At 72.2% G+C, this 17,245-nt stretch carries 11 protein-coding genes; 2 read left to right on the top strand and 9 right to left on the bottom strand.

The window, feature by feature from the left end; all coding sequences use genetic code 11:
• Positions 1–3 precede the first annotated feature (3 nt).
• From AB0H43_RS19600 to AB0H43_RS19610, 3 genes are read right to left on the bottom strand one after another with little or no spacing between them, the layout of a single operon-like run.
• A complete protein-coding gene (locus AB0H43_RS19600; RefSeq protein WP_360000840.1) occupies positions 4–846 on the bottom strand; it encodes an ATP-binding cassette domain-containing protein in 843 nt (280 codons plus the stop codon).
• Positions 839–3,709, bottom strand: a complete 2,871-nt coding sequence (locus AB0H43_RS19605; RefSeq protein WP_360000842.1) for a hypothetical protein — start codon at positions 3,707–3,709, stop codon at positions 839–841. The genes AB0H43_RS19600 and AB0H43_RS19605 overlap by 8 nt, the downstream gene beginning before the upstream one ends.
• Positions 3,706–6,810 carry an FtsX-like permease family protein gene (locus tag AB0H43_RS19610; RefSeq protein ID WP_360000844.1) on the bottom strand — a complete coding sequence of 1,035 codons (3,105 nt, stop codon included), beginning with the start codon at positions 6,808–6,810 and terminating at the stop codon, positions 3,706–3,708. The genes AB0H43_RS19605 and AB0H43_RS19610 overlap by 4 nt, the downstream gene beginning before the upstream one ends.
• Positions 6,811–7,002: 192 nt before the next feature.
• Between AB0H43_RS19610 and AB0H43_RS19615 the strand changes: the two genes are divergently transcribed.
• Complete coding sequence (locus AB0H43_RS19615) at positions 7,003–8,679, top strand: methylmalonyl-CoA mutase family protein (protein ID WP_360000846.1); 1,677 nt, start codon at positions 7,003–7,005, stop codon at positions 8,677–8,679.
• A gap of 95 nt (positions 8,680–8,774) precedes the next feature.
• Here AB0H43_RS19615 and AB0H43_RS19620 read toward each other — a convergent pair whose 3' ends face one another.
• The 6 genes from AB0H43_RS19620 to AB0H43_RS19645 form a co-directional block, all read right to left on the bottom strand.
• Positions 8,775–9,404: an Asp23/Gls24 family envelope stress response protein gene (locus tag AB0H43_RS19620; RefSeq protein ID WP_360000848.1), complete on the bottom strand. Its 630-nt coding sequence runs from the start codon at positions 9,402–9,404 to the stop codon at positions 8,775–8,777.
• Between the two features lie 160 nt (positions 9,405–9,564).
• On the bottom strand, positions 9,565–10,218 hold the full coding sequence (locus AB0H43_RS19625; RefSeq protein ID WP_360000849.1) for an ATP-binding cassette domain-containing protein: 654 nt from the start codon (positions 10,216–10,218) through the stop codon (positions 9,565–9,567).
• Positions 10,218–11,210 carry an ABC transporter ATP-binding protein gene (locus tag AB0H43_RS19630; protein ID WP_360000851.1) on the bottom strand — a complete coding sequence of 331 codons (993 nt, stop codon included), beginning with the start codon at positions 11,208–11,210 and terminating at the stop codon, positions 10,218–10,220. Before AB0H43_RS19630 ends, AB0H43_RS19625 begins: the two co-directional genes overlap by 1 nt.
• Entirely contained in the window at positions 11,210–14,236 is a 3,027-nt protein-coding gene (locus tag AB0H43_RS19635) for an FtsX-like permease family protein (RefSeq protein WP_360000853.1), read from the bottom strand. The genes AB0H43_RS19630 and AB0H43_RS19635 overlap by 1 nt, the downstream gene beginning before the upstream one ends.
• Positions 14,237–14,347: 111 nt before the next feature.
• Positions 14,348–15,298, bottom strand: a complete 951-nt coding sequence (meaB, locus tag AB0H43_RS19640) for a methylmalonyl Co-A mutase-associated GTPase MeaB (RefSeq protein WP_360000855.1) — start codon at positions 15,296–15,298, stop codon at positions 14,348–14,350.
• On the bottom strand, positions 15,295–16,500 hold the full coding sequence (locus tag AB0H43_RS19645; protein WP_360000857.1) for an acetyl-CoA C-acetyltransferase: 1,206 nt from the start codon (positions 16,498–16,500) through the stop codon (positions 15,295–15,297). Before AB0H43_RS19645 ends, meaB begins: the two co-directional genes overlap by 4 nt.
• Before the next feature lie 49 nt (positions 16,501–16,549).
• Between AB0H43_RS19645 and mce the strand changes: the two genes are divergently transcribed.
• Positions 16,550–17,014, top strand: coding sequence for a methylmalonyl-CoA epimerase (mce, locus tag AB0H43_RS19650; RefSeq protein ID WP_360000859.1), 465 nt, complete (start codon positions 16,550–16,552; stop codon positions 17,012–17,014).
• The last annotated feature ends 231 nt before the right edge of the window (positions 17,015–17,245 follow it).

Here is a 17,245-nt window from a genome sequence, read left to right on the forward strand (position 1 = left end):
GGCTCACGACGACCCGACGACGAGCGTCACGCTGCCGTCCTCCGCGTGGTCGATGGTGAACAGCGTGCCGGGCGGGAACTCCTCGAGCACCTCCGGCGGCAGCTGCACGGTGCCGTCGCCCGCGACCACGGCGAAGTCCTGGCCGTTGCGGCCCTCGGCGCCGACCCGGCCGTCCCGGATGGTCACGACCCGGCCCAGTCGCGTACCGACCTCGGCGTCGTGTGTGACAACGACCACGGTCGTGCCGCGTTCGGCGTTGATCGTCTCCAGAGCGGAGATCACCTCGTCCCGGCCACCCGTGTCCAGCTGGCTGGTCGGCTCGTCGACCAGGAGCAGACCGGGCGAGGCGGCGATGCCGACCGCGAGCGCGGCTCGCTGCCGGGCGCCGGGGGCCAGCTCGTGCAGCCGGGCCTTGCCCTTACCGGGCAGTCCGACCAGGTCGAGCACCCGTTCGGGGTCCTCCAACGCGATACCCGACGTCGCGGCGGCCCGTCGTTGCGCCAGCCACACGTTGCGGTAAAGCGAGGCGTACGGGAGCAGGTTGCGGGCCGCGCCCTGCAGGACGATGCCGATACGCGTACCGCGCAGCCGGGAGATCTCCCGGTCGGTCAGCCGCCCCATGTCGTAGGTCCCGACGGTGACCCGGCCGGCCGACGGCCGCAACAGCCCGCCGAGCAGCGCCACCAGGGTGGACTTGCCGGAGCCCGAGGGACCGACGAGGGCCACCATCTCACCCGGCGAGATGGTCAGGTCCACGCCGGAGAGAGCGACAACGTCACCGCCCTCGCCCCGGTAGATCTGCACGACTCGCCGGCAGGCGACGGCGAGACCAGCGTGCTCACTCACTCCAGGCTCCTCCCTCTCTCCGATCTCCCACGAATATCAGGTGTGTTCCCGCGATCAGCAAGACCGCGACGCCCACCGCGGCCGCGGCCAGCGGCACCGGGCCGGGCCACGACGGCGGCGGTAGCCAAGGGGTGCCGTCCACGATGGGCAGCACCGTCCGGGCGGCGGCCCAGGCGACGGCGGCCGCCACCACGCCGATCAGCACCCCGAAGACGCTGATCAGGGCGTAGGTGGTCCGGTTCGCCCGGCGCAGCGTCGCCGCGCGTACGCCCGCCTGCCGCAACCCGGCCAGTTCGGTCGTGCGCCGGTCGCCCGACGACACGACCAGCAGGACGCCGAGGAGCAGCAGCACACCGGCGACGGCGGCCCAGAGCTGCATCCGCAGGGTCAGCGCGGGCGGCGTACGGTCGGCGCGGGCGACGGCGTCGGCCCGGCTCTCCGAGCCCACGATGGCCAGGCCCGCGTCGGTCAGCTTCTGCTCGGCGTCGGCGGGGGCGTCGGCCGACAACCAGACCTCGATGTTGCCCGGTGTCGTGGAGCCGAGCGTCGCCCGGAGCATGCCGGGCAGGTCGACCAGCATGGCCTTGTGCCCGACGCGGGGGACGACGTCGGTCGCGACGGTCGCCGCGAGCGGTGCTCGCTGGCTCCCCCGCAGGCTGAAGGCGGGCGCGGTCGGGCCGCCCTGCCCCAGATCCCGGGTGTACGCCATGGGCAGCCGGGCCGACACGTCCGGCGGCAGCAGGTACGACGGCTGTCCCATCGCCATCGACGGGTCGATCGACCACTTGCCGGCGTCCGTGCCGGGGGTGTGCCAGCCGCTCCCGTCGGAGACGGCCTTGCCGTCGACGGCGATCCGCTGGATGGTCAGGTTGCCGCGTTCCGCCCCGAAGGTGACCAGGCTCAGTCCGGCCAGCCGGCAGCCCTCGGCACACGACGGCGGCAGCTCCACGGCGTACGCCTGCGCTCCGGCCTGGACCTTCTTGTCGAGGTCCAGCTCCTGGAACTCGCCGCCGGGCAGCTCGACGACGGCGAACATGCGCGACGCCGGCACGGTCACCCCCGGTGGCAGCCGGCCGACGTCGACGAGCGTCACGGCGGCGTCGACGGTGACTTCCAGCTTCCCCGCGCCGACCTCGATCGGGGCGGCCCCGCTGGGCTTCAACGCGGCCGCCATCTCGGCCGCCTCCGGCCACCGCATCACCGACGACCGGCTCAGGTCGACGGCGAGCACGGAGTAGCCGGAGACGCTCAGCCGCCCGGTCACGGTCGCGTACGCGCCGTCGGGGTCGATCTGGTGGACCGCGGCCAGCGCCTGGGCCGGGCTGCTCTGGACCTGCAGGACCCGGTCCGCCCCCATGGTCAGGTCGATCTGGGTGTGCCGAGCCGTGCTCGACACGTCCATCGCCCCGACGACCAGGGTGAAGAGGGCGGCCGCCGCCGAGGTGAGCGCGAGCAGGTGCCGTCCGCTGGGCCGGCGGGTCATGAGCGCGAGGGCGATGCCCCGCGCGAGCCGGCCACGTTGGATGACGCGCCGGGCGGCCGGCCGCAGCACCGTCGGCAGCACCCGCGCGGCGACGACGGCGACCGCCACGGCGAGCAGGCTCGCGGTGAAGATGCCGAGGCCGGTTCGGTCTCCCGACTGCATCTGCGCGAAGCTCGCCCCCGCCACAGTCAGCACGGCGATCTCGGTCAGCGGGATCTTGCCACTGGCCGGCAGCACCCGCCGGAGCAGGTCGAGCGGCCGCAACCGCAGGACGCCCAATGCGGTCACCGCGATGACGAGCAGTTCCACGCCGAGGACTTGGAATGCGGCCGTCATCGAGGAGCCGTCCGCACCCGGCGTGAACAGCGTGACCAGCAACGCGCCGAGCGGGGTCGCGACGATCGCGAGCAGGCCGGCCGCACCCGCCGCCAGCAGCCACCGGTACGCCAACGGCAGCCCCCGCAGCCCTTGGATGCCGACCTCCGGCCGGTCCCGCTGGAGGCGACCGGAGACCAGGAGGAACAGGCCCCAGCAGCCGAGGACGAGCACCGGCAGCACGACGGCGGGCGTCATCGTCTCGACGAACTTCCGCTTGGCGGCGATCCGCTCCATCATCCGCTGGACGTCCGGGCTGCTCCGGATGATGTTGGCGTCCAGTTTGGACCGCAGGATCGCGCCGTAGTCGCCGCTCATGAGCAGCTTCCGGTCCGGGATCGCGGTCACGGTGAGGACTTCGAGGTTGTGCGGGACGGAGTTCAGCGTCTCCGGGCGGGCGAGCACCATCGCCACCCCGGCGGCGTCCTCGGCGGTCCGGACGCCCCAGTAGTCCTCGCCCGGGTCGATCTGCTGGTAGACGCCGACCACGTCGACCGGAGCCTTGCCCCGGTTGGACGCCTCCCACGGCTTCTTCGGGTCCGGCTTGACCGCCTCGACGAGCAGCAGCCGCGTACCCACCTCGATCTTGCGAGCCTGCTGGACCGGACCGGCCGGCACCATGACCTCGCCGGCGCCGAGCGGACACCGGCCGGACAGGAGGCGTACGTGGGCGCACGCGTTCTCCCGGTAGACCAGGGTGCTGCGCTCGGGGCCGAAGCCCATGACCGAGACGCTCGCGGCGTAGACCGCCGTGAAGTCCGGCAGGCGCCGGGTCGACTCGGTCACCGCCTGCACCGTCGACGCCGCGTCGTCCCCTCCGGCGAGCGAGAACAACCGTTCACTCGCCGGGGCCGACCGGATCTCGTCGTCGGCGATGCTGTCCGCCACCGATCTCGGGTACGCCGCTCCCAGCGCGGCCAGCGCCCCGATCGCCAGGCACAGCAGCGCGATTGCGGCGTACGCCCGGCGGCGTTCCCGCAAAGCCAGCATCAGCAGCGCGATCACCGGGCGCCTCCGTCGATCAGGGCCTGGCGGGCCAGGCGGCGAGCCGCGTACACGAGGACGGCGGCCAGCAGTGCGGCGGCGGCCAACGCGGTGAGGGCGAACGGGATGGTGGACAACCCGTCCGGTGGGGAGAGCACCTTCCAGCCGTCGGAGAAGACCTCCGGTTTCGGCACCGGCAGCCAGGCGGTCGCAGCCGCGGCCGCCAATCCGGCGACCACGGCGACGGTGGTGGGGACGGCGTATCCGAGGAGGCTGATCCGCCGGACCATCCGGGCGTTGAGCCCCTGCCGCCGCAGCGCCGCCAGCTCGCCCGCCCGCGTACGCCGTTCGACGCTGGCCAGCAGCAGCAGCGCGACGGCCGAGATCAGGACGCCGAGCCCGAAGACGCCGAGCTGGAAGCGGCGTACGCCGGCCGGCCCCTGCCGGTTCAGCGCGCCACGAGCGGCGTCCACCGTGGAGCTGCCCTGGACGTTCACGCCGTGCTGCTTCAGCGCGGCGACGAAAGCCTCGTCCCCGGCGTCGGCCAGCCAGACTTCCAGCTGCTCGTTCGCGACCGAGACGCCGACGACGCGGTCGAAGTCGGCGAGGTCGACGATCGCGCCGTCCTCCGGGAAGCGCGGCAGTTTCGCCGCTGAACCGCTGACGTCGACGTCGGCCGGATCCGTGCCGGACAGCTCCAGCTGGGCTCGGTTGTTACGCCCGTTGCGGCCGACGAGTCCGGTGGTCACCGCGGCGAGCGCCGGCTCCGCCGGGTAGGCCCGCATCTCGCACGTGCCCCGGGAGTGATTGGGGTCGTCGCAGCCGGGCGGCGCGGTCAACGTCATCCCGTCGGCCGACCCGTCCAGGATCGGGCCGAGCACCCGGGTGTTGGAGCTGCCCGTCCAGTGCTGCCGATCGCCCAGCCGCGCCGCGTCCAGGAGAGCGCGCCCGTCCTGCTGGACCGCGTGGACCGAGACTCGCGTACCCCAGGTGACGGCGGCTTGGGACGAGCCGTCCCGGGCCGCGGACAGGCCCAGCCACATCAGGCGGCAGCCACCGGCGCAGTCGCTGACCGTCGCCTGGTAGTCGTGCCGCCCTTCCTGCAACGGGCCGAAGCGGGCCAGCGTCCGGGTGCCCGTCGCGGAGACGAGGGCGACCTGGGCGAAGACGTCGCCGGTGATCTCGGTCGGCGGCGGGACCGGCTGGTCGAACGGCGGGAAGTCCGGGTTCTCCGACTTCACCGGCTGCGTCCGGTCGCCGAGGGCGTACACCTTGCGATCGAAGGACGCCGTAAGCTGCAGCGCGCCGTCGGCGACCCGAATGGGATCGTCCACACCCGACGGAGTACGCGGCAGCGCGCCGTACTCCGGTCGCCAGTCGGCGACCGCGGCCAGCCGGGCGGTGTCGACCGCCAGCAGTTGCGGAGAGAACCCGACAGTGCTGGGGAAGTAGCTGACCGCCATGCCCCGAGTGCCGGCCGGGTCGATGTCGCGGACGGCGTCGAGCAGGTTCTTGCGGCTGACGCCGTCGACCCGCAGCACCCGGTCCGCGCCGAGCTCCTGTTCGGCCCGCGCGGTGACGGCCTGTTCGCCCCGGACCATGTCGCCCATCGCGGTGGTGAGTCCGGCGACCGCGACGACCAGCAGCGTGACCACCCATCGGAGGGTCGGCCGACGCCGGGCGGACAGACCGGCGACCGCCACCGTGAGGCGGCCGGACCGCATCGCGGCCGCGCCGGCGCGCCCGGACAGCCACAGGACGAAACGGGCGGCCAGCAGACCGACCGCGATCGCCAGCAACGCGGGGACCATCGTCGCGGTCACCGACCCGGTCCGCAGCGCCTCGACCGTGGTCAGCTGCCAGACGCCGACCGCGAGCAGCGTGACGATGACGAGTTCGGCCGCGTCGACCGCCCGGCCGCGGACCCGAGGCGGCACGTTACGCAGCAGCTCCACCACCGGCGAGCGCAGCGACCGGAGTTCGGAGAGCCAGGCGAGCGCGAGAGCGGCGACGAGCACCCCGCCGAACAGTTCGGCACTCTGGGTCATCGCCAAGTCGAGGTCGTCCGGCCACACGACCGGCCCGATGACGGCTCGCACCCAGGCGTGCCCGGCGGCCGCGCCCAGCACCGCCCCGCCGAGCATCACGCCGACGGTCTGCCCCATCGTCGCCGTCCACACCCGCCAGCGGCGTACGCCCCGGAGCTTCACCAGAGCCAGGTCGGTCCGCCGAGCGCCGACCGTCTGGCGTACCACGACGAGGAGAGCGAACCAGGCCAGCAGCACGAATCGGCCGGTGGCAGCCACGATGCCCGCGCTCATCTCGTTCTGCACCGTGTTGATGACGCCCGGCACCTCACCCGCCGAGGACACCCAGTCCATCGTCCAGCTCGACTCTCCGGCGTCCAGCGCACTCAGCCGGCCACCCAGCCCTGGGGTGTACGCCCCCAGCCCCAGTTCGAGGTCGACCGTGGTCATCGGCCGGGCGGTCGGCAGCCGGTCGAAGGTCACCGGGGCGGTGAGGAACGGGTCGATGACCCGGGAGTCGTGGTCCCAGACGCCCGACCAGTACCGGTCGTCGGCGCGTACGGGCCGGTAGAGACCGACGACGGTCAGCTCGGCGACCTCGCTGGAGTTGTCGATCTTCATCGCGAACTTGTCGCCGACGGCGAGGCTCAGCGACCGGGCGACCCCGTCGCTGATGAGGATCTGGCCGGCCTCGGCCGGGCAGGCGCCCTCGACGACCGCGTGCTCACAGCCGCCTGCGCGGGCGACGAGCGCGCCTTTGGCCCCCGCGCCCGGCCGCAGGATCGGCCCGGTCAGCCGCAGGCCGGTGATGGGTGCGGTGTGATCTTTGCCGGTCGCCTTCTCCACGACCTTCATCACCTTGTCCACCGGCACCCGCCCGTTCGGCAGGTCGGCGGTACGCGCGGACGCGCTGACATGCAGCATGCGCTGTTCGGTCGAGGCTCCCGCGACGATGCGCGCGGCGAGCTGCTCAGCGGAGGCGAAGACGTACCACGGCGCGGCCGCCGCCGTCCCCACGGCCAGCGCGGTCAGGACGCCAACGGTGAGCGCCTGAGCCCGGCGGCCCCACACCGCGTCCCAGAGGAGTCGGATCACGCCGGAAGGACAGCCTTGCCGCGCCGTTCCTTTGTCAATCCGAGGTGATCGTTATCCTTTCGTGATCCACACCTCTCCCCCACCCGCGCCGGATCAGGGATCCAGCGCCGACAACAACGCGTGCAAGGCGAGTTACCAGCGGGTACGGGACGACTTAGCGATCGTTCAGGCTCTTCGCATACCATCGGGGCCATGGACGCAGACGAGATCCGGGCGGGCCGCGACCGCTGGCAGGCCCGGTACGACGCCGCCAAGACCCGGCACGCCGACTTCACGACCCTCTCGGGGACCGAGGTCGAGCCGGTCTACGGCCCGCCGGCGGGCGCCACCGTGCCCGGCTTCGAGCGCATCGGCTGGCCCGGCGAGTACCCGTTCACCCGCGGCCTCTACCCCACCGGGTATCGCGGGCGGGCCTGGACCATCCGCCAGTTCGCGGGGTTCGGCAACGCCGCGCAGACCAACGCGCGCTATCACCAGATCCTCAACGCGGGCGGCGGCGGCCTCTCCGTCGCGTTCGACATGCCGACCCTCATGGGCCGGGACTCCGACGACTCCCGGTCACTCGGCGAGGTCGGCCACTGCGGGGTGGCGATCGACTCGGTCGCCGACATGGAGGTGCTGTTCTCCGGCATCGACCTCGCCGCGGTCACCACCTCGATGACCATCAGCGGCCCGGCCGTCCCCATCTTCTGCATGTACCTGGTCGCCGCCGAGCGGCAGGGCATCGCCGACACCTCGGTGCTCGACGGCACCCTGCAGACCGACATCTTCAAGGAGTACATCGCCCAGAAGGAGTGGCTGTTCGCCCCCGAACCGCACCTCCGGCTCATCGGCGACCTCATGGAGTACTGCGCCCAGCGCATCCCCCGCTACAAGCCGTTGTCGGTCTCGGGCTACCACATCCGCGAGGCCGGGTCGACGGCCGCGCAGGAGCTGGCGTACACGCTCGCCGACGGCTTCGGCTACGTCGAACTCGGCCTGGCCCGCGGGCTCGACGTCAACAAGTTCGCTCCGGGCCTCAGCTTCTTCTTCGACGCCCACGTCGACTTCTTCGAGGAGATCGCCAAGTTCCGGGCCGCGCGCCGCATCTGGGCGCGCTACCTGCGCGACGTCTACGGCGCGACCAGCGAGAAGGCGCAATGGCTCCGCTTCCACACCCAGACCGCGGGCGTCTCGCTCACCGCGCAACAGCCGGTCAACAATGTGGTACGCACAGCGCTGGAAGCGTTGTCCGCGGTCCTCGGCGGCACCAACTCCTTGCACACCAACGCCCTGGACGAGACCTTGGCGTTGCCGACCGACGAGTCGGCCGAGATCGCCCTGCGGACGCAGCAGGTCATCATGCACGAGACCGGGGTCATGAACGTCGCCGACCCGCTCGGCGGATCGTGGTACGTCGAGGCGCTGACCGACAAGATCGAGGCCGAGACGGAGGAGATCTTCACCCGGATCAAGGCGCTCGGCGCGGACGGCACCTTCACCGCCGGCATCCTGCGGGGCATCGAGAACGGCTGGTTCACCTCGGCCATCGCCGATTCGGCGTACACATATCAGCGGGCGCTGGAGGGCGACGTCAAGCACATCGTCGGCGTCACCCGCAACACCGACACCCTCGCCAAGCCGCTGGAGATCATGCGGGTCTCCCATGAGGTGGAGACCGAGCAGGTCAAGCTGCTCCAGGAGCGGCGCGCCGCTCGCGACCAGGCCGCGGTCGACGCCGCGCTCGCGAGGTTGTCCGCCGCCGCCCAGGGCACCGACAATCTGGTCCCGGTGATGCTGGACGCCTGCCGGGCCGAGGCGACGCTGGGCGAGATCTGCGACGCCCTTCGCGACGTCTGGGGCGTCTACCGGGAGCCTGCGCGCTTCTGAGTCCCGTCCGTCGGCCCCGTTGATCATGGAGCTAACTTCATGATCAACGGGGCTCGGTGCTGTCGCGCGATCGGTGCAGTGCCGATCAGCTGCTGTCAGGCGACGTAGTCGGCCGCGCGAGCCTCGTCGTTGCCGACCGGGCCGTCGTCATCCACGTGCACGTCGTCCACGATGACGTCCACCCCGGTGACCTCCAGGCCGAGCAGGTTCTCGACGGAGTTGATGACCTTCACCCGGACGGTGTCGGTCACCGAGTGCACCACGTAGCCGAACTCGATGACGATGGTGACGTCGATCTGGGCGGTCCGACCCTCGAGGGTCACCTTCACGCCCTGGTCGGCGTCGGCGTCGCCGAGACCGATCCGCTCCTTGACCGCGCTGAACATGCGCGCCACGTCACCGCCGAGGTCGTAGACCCCGGGCACCTCACGGGCGGCGATGCCGGCGATCTTCTCGACGACCTCGTGGCGGATGTGCGTCTTGCCCCGGTCCGCCGCCAGCTCGGCGTTGTTGCGGATGCGGCGCGCGGCGTTGTCGAAGGCGGTACGCGTGGCGTCGACGGCCCGGTCGGCGGCATCGCTGACGGCGTCGGCCGCCACGGCGAACTTGGCCTCGGCCTGGTCGGCGAGGTCGTTCGCGCCGGCCCGAATGTTATCCATAGTGGATGACGACTGGACTGGAGCGGTGGCGACCACCGGCCCCGCCGCCTCGATGTTCTCGCTCATGTCTTGGCGCTCCCCTGGTCAAGTGCGGTAACGCGGGCAGCATAGCCGCTCGACGCGAACTCGACGATGGCCCAGGCGGGCACCGGACAGCACCGGACCTCCGGTTGATCATGAACGCGAGGGGACCGGCGCGCCGCTGGGCCGGACCGTGGGTTCATGATCAACGAACGACGGTGGCGACTCCGTCGACGAGGTGGACTTCGGCATCGCAAGCGGCCGCGGCCTGCGGATCGTGGGTCGCGAACACGACGGCGGCCCCCCGGCGGGCCTCGGCCTGCAACAGGTCGAGCACCTTCTGCCGGTTCGCCGCGTCCAGCTCGCTCGTCACCTCGTCGGCGAGCAGCACTGTCCCGCGCAACGCCAGGCCCCGTGCGATCGCCGTACGCTGCTGCTGACCGCCGGACAGCTCCTCCACCAACTGGTCGGCCTGCCCGGTCAGCCCGACCTGGTCGAGCGCCTCCGCGGTCCGGCGGCGCGCCTCGGCCGGGTTGGTCCCGTTGGCGATGAGCGCCACCTGGACGTTCTCGCTCGCGGTCAGGATCGCGGCGAGCCCGTTCTCCTGCGGCACCAGCACGACGCCCCCGGCGACGGCCTGATCCCGGTCGGCGATCTGACGCCCGTCCACGGTGACGGCGCCGTGCTGCGGCCGCACCAGCCCGGCCATCGCCCAGAGCAGCGTGGTCTTCCCGGCACCGGACGGGCCGGTCACCGCGAGCACCCGCCCCGGAACGGCCATCGCCGACACGTCGCGCAGCGCCGGACGATCCTTGCCGTACGCCACCGTGATCCGCTCGACCTGCACCGTCGCGCCCATCAGCGATCCTCTCCGTAATAGTCCCCGGGCCTGCGACCGAGGTGCACACCGTCTCCGACGATCGGAACGGAGGAGCCCGGCGACCGGGTCGCGCCGTTCCACTGCGATGGAACGCTCGAGACCGGCACGGTGGTTGCTCCGCTCGCCGAGTTGCCCGGCGACGTCGCCGGGACCAGCAGCGCGCTGCCATCCGATTGCAGCTGAACTCGCAGGTAGGTGCCGGGCGGCAGGGCCTCCAGCACGTCGGGCGGCAGATGCACCGACCCGTCCCGGCCGACTACCGCGAACTCCTCGCCGGAGTGGCCCTCACCACCGACCCGGCCGTCCCGGATCGTCACCGTCCGCGCCATCCGCGAGCCGACGTCGGGATCGTGGGTGACCACGACGACGGTCGTCCCGAAGCGGCGTACGGATTCGAGGGCCGACAAGACCTCGTCCCGAGCGCCCGTGTCGAGCTGGCTCGTCGGTTCGTCGGCGAGCAGCAGCCCGGGCCGATTCGCGAGAGCCACCGCCAAGGCCAGCCGTTGCCGCTCCCCCGGCGTCAACGCGCCCGGCTTCAGCCGCATGCGGCCGCGTACGGCCAGTCCGACCAGCGACAGGATCTCGCGCGGAGCGGTCGGTTTCAACCCGTCCGGGCTGCGCCCGGCGCGCTGGGCGAAGCGTACGTTCTGCTCCGCCGTCAGATAGGGCAACAGGTTGCGGCGTGCGCCCTGCAGCGCCACGCCCACGTCGGTCGCGCGCATCCGGGCCAGCTCCGCCTCCGACGCCTTGGCCAGGTCGACGTCGCCCACGTACGCCCGACCAGCAGCCGGCCGCAGCAGCCCCGCAAGCACGGAGAGCAGAGTGGACTTGCCCGAGCCGGATGGGCCGAGCAGCGCCACCGACTCGCCCGGTGCGATGTCGAGGTCGACGCCGGCCAGGGCGACCACGTCGTACCCCTCCAGCCGGTAGATGGAGACCAGCCCGCGGCAGGACACCCCGATCGCGGCCATCACACATCACCTCGTAGCAGCTCGGGAGCGGCCCGGCGGACGAGCCGCACCGCGACGAAGACGGCCAGCAGCAGGCAGAGCAGCCCGGCCGCGGCCGCGAAGACCACCGCGCCCAGGTGCGGCGTCCAGCTGACCGACGTGGTCTGGCCGACGGCCACCAGCGGCATTCCCGGCAGCATCAGCCACGCGCTGCCCAACCCGACGGCGAATCCGGTCAGCACCGGCAGGCCCATGAGCGCCAAGTGCTCTCGGCGTACGCCCCGGCGCAGGACGCGGGCCGGAACGCCGGTCACCCGCAACGCGGCCAGCTCATGCCGCCGAGCGGTCGCGTTCAGCCGAGCCACGAGGAGCACCAGCCCCAGGGCGAGCGCAGCGGCGACCACCCCGGCGAGCAGGTAGAGCCGCCAGGCGAGGGCCGGGGCGCGGCGGCCCAGCTGATCCACCGTCGCGTCCACGGTGCGCGTCTGCAAGACGGTCAACCCGGCGGCGGCCAGCCGCTTCTCCAGGTCGGCGGGGGCGTTCGCGTTCGCCCAGACCTCGGCGCTGAACCGGCTCGCGTCGGGCATGCCGGTCGTGGCCTCCGCCCGGGACACCGCGTAGTCGAGGTCCACCAGGAAACCGCGCTCGCCCACGCTCGGCAGCGCGTCCGAGCGCTCCACCACCGCGAAGGGCTGCGGCTCCTCGGCGTACGCGAGGAAGCTGAACCGGTCGCCGGCCCGGTTGTCGTCGGGCGTCTGGCCGGACAAGGCCACCGGCAGCGCGGGCGGCGTGTCTACATAGGTCAGCAGGAGGTCGGAATTCCCTTCCGCCTGGACGTCCACCTTCAAGGTGTCCCCGGTCGTGACGGTCACTCCCGTCACGCCACCGCGCTGGTCACCGCTCCACGCCTGGTCGTCGGTGAAGGAGACGACCGGTGAGCCGCCCGCCTTGACGTCCAGGATCTCCAGCTTGGCGGTGATCGCGCTGCTGTCGGCGGCCGGACGGATCAGCGCCAGCCCGACGAACCGGCCGGTGGGCACCGCCGCCGAATAGCTGTGCACGCCGGACTTGAGCGTCCCGAGGGTCACGTACTTCGGCTCGCCGCCGGGCACGGCCACCATCGCGGCCAGCTTCACCCCGGCCTTGCCGAGCTGGGTGACGTTCACCCGGACGCTCAGCTCCCCGCTGACCGGCGCCTGCGGTGCGGCCTGCGGGCGCAGCCGGCCCGCCAACGCGGTGAGGTCGGCCGTCGAGTGACCGGGCCAGCTCGCCACCTTCGCCAACTGCGACGCGGGCAACGCGATGATGTCGAGCGCCTGACCGGCGTACCGCTCGCCGTTGCGCCGGAGAACCGGCATCGCCGAACCGTCCGGCGCCGCTGTGCGTACCCCTGAGATCAAAAGCTGGGAATCCACGGACCCGACGGTGTAGACGCGGGCCGCACCGAGTGCCAGCTCGGCATGGGTTTGGCGGGCCTGCGCCGCGACGTCCCAGGCGGTGGCCGAGAAGCCGAGCAGCGCGAGGGCGACCGTCACCACCGCGACCACCCGGTGGCGACCCGGACGACGAGCGAGCTGGGCCGCCGCGAACATGGTCGCGACATTGCCGGTACGCCGCGCGAGCGCGAGCCGCGCCCCCGCGCCCAGGCTCAGCAGGCGGGCGACGGCGATCCCAGCGACCAGGGCGAGCGACGGCGCGGCCAGGAGCGCGAGCGACGATGTGCGGTCCTGCCAGGCGGCCACGACGGCCGCGGCGGCCAGCGCGACTACGACTCCCTCGCCGAGCCCGGCCCGCCAGCCGGTGTGGTGCGGCACCCGCCGGAGCAGGCTGAGCACCCCCGACCGCACGGTACGCCGGGAGCCCGCCCACGCCGCGATGAACGCCGCCACCAGCGCGGCGGCCGCCGCGGCGAACGGCTCGAAGCGCACCTCGACGTGCACGCCGGGAGCGAGCACGGCCCGGGCGGCGAACTCGGCGACGGCCAGGCCGCCGACGAGGCCGAGCGGGGTGGCCAACCCGATGAGGAAGAGCACCTCGCCGAGGCCGAACCGGGCGGACTTGCCGGCCGGGTAGCCACGTAGCTTCGCCAGCGCGATCTCGGGGCCGCGCTCCTCGGTGAGCGACGCGACCAGCAGCATCAGTACGCCCACGACGAGCAGCAGCAGCGGGACCGCCACGACCGGGATCGTCTTCGCGATCGCGTCGGAGTCGGAGTGCGCGTCGTTCAGGAGCCCGGCCAACGCTGAGGAGAGGCTCAAATCCTGCTGCAGCAGGCCGAGCGAGGCGCCTTCGAGGTCCTTGGCCAGCGCATCGGCGTCGTCCAGCCGGATGTCGTCGACCCGCACCGGATAGACGAGTTCCAGGGTCACCTGCGCGGTCGGCACGTACTTGAGGTCTTCCTCGCTGCCCGCGAAGATCGCGTCGATCGGCGTACGCTCCTGCTCGTCCGGCGACGCGCCCTCCCGGAAGTAGCCGTGCGCCCCCCAGGCGGGGGCGTTGGCGTCCCGCGGCGTGTAGAGGCCGACGATCTCCCGCTGCTGAGGCTTGCCGCCGACGGTCAGCGTGATGCGGTCACCCGTCTCCAGCCCGTGCGCCTTGGCGGTCCGGTCGCTGACGATGACCTGGTCGTTGTCGTTCGGGCAGTCCCCGACGACGCTGACGAGCTTGCAGAGGTCGCTACGGAAGACGTAGCGCGCCTTGAGGTCGCCCGCCGGGACGATCGCCTCGGTCTCGACGGTGGTCACCGGACGCCCGACGAGACTGTGCAACAGCGGACGCGCCTTGATCGCCGCGTCCGCCTTCTGGCTGGACTCCAAGGCCGGTTCGAACGCCGGGCTGTCGCTAGTGCCGCTCGCCTTCACGGTCACGGAGCTGGCGTACGCCGGGGCCTCCCGCAGGGTGTCGGTGAGCACCGACTGCTGCGCCGCCCGCGCGTAGGCCGGGGTGAGGACGGCGGCGGTCACGGCGATCGCGGCCAGCAGCAGCACCACCAGGGATCGCCCGGTCCGGTGCCTCACGCCGCGCAGCAGCACGGTCCAACCCGTCACGGTCTCGTCCCCTCGGTAGTTCCACGGCCGTGGTGCGACCGGACTCGCGGCGGTCGTAAGCGGCCGCGGAACACCTTAACCAGACTGGCCGACAGGGAGAAGCCCGGCGGATCAGCCGAGACCAGACAGCAACTCTTCGGCCGCGCGGTAAGGATCGACGACCCCTTCGGCCACCTTCGCGGCGAGCTCGGCGAGACTGTGGCCGCCCCGCAGCGACCCGATCCGGGCGCGCATCCGGCCGAGGACCAACGCCTCGATCTCGGCAGCGGCTCGCTCTTCTCTCCGCTTCCGGAGCTCGCCCGTCTTCTCCAGGTGCTCCCGGTGCTCGACGATGGCGTGAAGGACGTCGTCGATGCCCTCGCCTCGGGCGGCGACCGCCTTGACGACCCGCGGCCGCCACTGGCCCGGACCCCGCTCGCCGAGCGCGATCATGCCGTTGATGTCGCGGACGGTGGCGTCCGCCCCGTCCCGGTCCGCCTTGTTCACGACGAAGACGTCGGCGATCTCCAGAATGCCCGCCTTGACGGCCTGGATCGCGTCGCCCATCCCGGGTGCGAGCAGCACGAGCGTGGTGTCGGCCAGGCTCGCGATCTCGACCTCGGCCTGGCCCACGCCGACCGTCTCGACCAGGACGACGTCACAGCCCACCCCGGCCAGTACGCGTACCGCCGCCGCCGTCGCGGCCGACAGCCCGCCGAGGTGCCCCCGACTGGACATCGACCGGATGTAGACACCCGGATCGGTGGCGTGGTCCTGCATGCGTACGCGGTCGCCGAGGATCGCGCCGCCGGTGAACGGGCTGGACGGATCGATGGCCAGCACGCCGACGCGCTTGCCGTCCCGCCGGTACGCCGTGACGAGTTCGTTCGTCGTCGTGGACTTGCCGACGCCGGGCGACCCGGTCAGGCCGACGACGTGCGCCCGTTGGGCGTCCGCGCCGAAAGCCGCGGCGATCTCCGCCAGTTCGGCGGCATTCCGTTCGACCATGCTGATCAGCCGGGCGACGCTGCGCGGATCCCCGTCCCGCGCGGCGTCGACCAGCTGCCTTACGTCCTGGCTCACTGCTGCGCTGGGACCGTCTGCGTCGGGACGGTCAGGATCAGGGCGTCGCCCTGGCCGCCGCCACCGCACAGCGCGGCCGCGCCGGTGCCGCCGCCACGGCGCTTCAGCTCCAGCGCCAGGGTCAGGGCAAGACGAGCGCCGGACATGCCGATCGGATGGCCGAGCGCGATCGCCCCGCCGTTGACGTTGACGATCGACGGGTCGACCCCGAGGTCGCGGGTGGAGGCGATGCCGACCGCGGCGAACGCCTCGTTGATCTCGATCAGGTCCAGGTCGGCGACGGTCAGGCCGGCCTTGCCGAGCGCGTGCTTGATGGCGTTCGACGGCTGCGCGTGCAGCGAGCTGTCCGGCCCCGCCACGTTGCCGTGCGCGCCGATCTCGGCGAGCCAGGTCAGCCCCAGCTCCTCGGCCTTCTCCTTGCTCATCACGATGACCGCGGCCGCGCCGTCGGAGATCGGCGAGCTGGAGCCGGCCGTGATCGAGCCGTCCTTGGTGAACGACGGCTTGAGCTTGGCGAGCACTTCGGCCGTCGTGTCGGGGCGTACGCCCTCGTCCTCGGCGAGCACGATCGGGTCGCCCTTACGCTGCGGGATGGTCAGCGGCGCGATCTCCTCGGCGAACACCCCGTTCTTCTGCGCGGCCGCGGCCCGCTGGTGCGACGCGGCGGCGAAGGCGTCCTGCTCCTCGCGGGAGATGCCCCACTTCTGCCCGTCGTACTCGGTGGCCTCCCCCATCGGGATGCCCTTCCACGCATCGGTGAGCCCGTCGAGGGCCATGTGGTCCTTGACGGTCACGTCGCCGTACTTGTAACCGGCCCGCTGACCCATGAGCAGGTGCGGCGCGTTGGTCATCGACTCCATCCCGCCGGCGACCACGATGTCCACCTCGCCGGCCCGGATGAGCTGGTCGGCCAGCGCGATGGCGTCCAGTCCGGACAGACAGACCTTGTTGATGGTCAGCGCGGGGACGGCCATCGGGATGCCCGCCTCGACCGCCGCCTGCCGGGCCGGGATCTGGCCCGCACCGGCCTGCAGCACCTGACCCATGATCACGTACTGAACCTGGTCGGGGGCGACTCCGGCACGCTCCAGCGCCGCCTTGATCGCGGCACCGCCGAGCTGCGTGGCCTTGAAGTCCTTCAGGTTGCCCAGCAACCGGCCCATAGGCGTACGCGCACCGGCGACGATCACCGAACTCTTCATTGAGAGGCCCTCCGACTCGGCTTAGCTATCGTTCAGTCAGACTAACCATATGTCTGAGCATCCGGAGCAGTCGGGTTTGTCACACGGTATCGGCCTCCTGCGCATCGACCACGTCGGCGTCGCCGTCGCCGACCTGGACGAAGCCATCGAGTTCTACACGCGGGTCTTCGGCATGACGTGCACGCACGTCGAGACGAACGAAGAACAAGGCGTACGCGAGGCCATGATGTCGGTCGGGCCCTCGCCGGTCGGCGGCTGCGTGCAGCTGCTGGCCCCACTGTCGCCGGACTCGACAATCGGGAAGTTCCTGGCCAAAAACGGACCCGGCGTGCAGCAGGTGGCATACACGGTGCGCTCCATCGACGACGCTTGTGACGCGCTCCGCGCGCGTGGGATCCGGCTGCTCTACGACCAGCCTCGCCGGGGCACCGCCGACTCGCGGATCAACTTCGTGCATCCGAAGGATGCGGGGGGCGTACTGGTCGAGCTGGTCGAACCCGCGCTGCCTCACTGACGCTTCCGCAGCGCCCGCGGTCGGCGACCGCACCCCGGCGGTCGATGATCTCCGGACGTCCAGGTACCTCACCACACCAAGATCAGGTGCTGGGGCTTCCGGAGATCACCTGGGGCGGGCTGATCCGTCGAGCGGCCCCGCTCGGCCGGGCGGGGCGGGCGGGCCGGGCCGGGCCGGGCGGGCCGGGCGGGCCGGGCGGGCCGGGCGGGCCGGGCGGGGCGGGCGGGCCGG

Origin of the sequence: Hamadaea sp. NPDC050747, assembly GCF_040654195.1 — a bacterium.
Taxonomy (GTDB): domain Bacteria; phylum Actinomycetota; class Actinomycetes; order Mycobacteriales; family Micromonosporaceae; genus Hamadaea.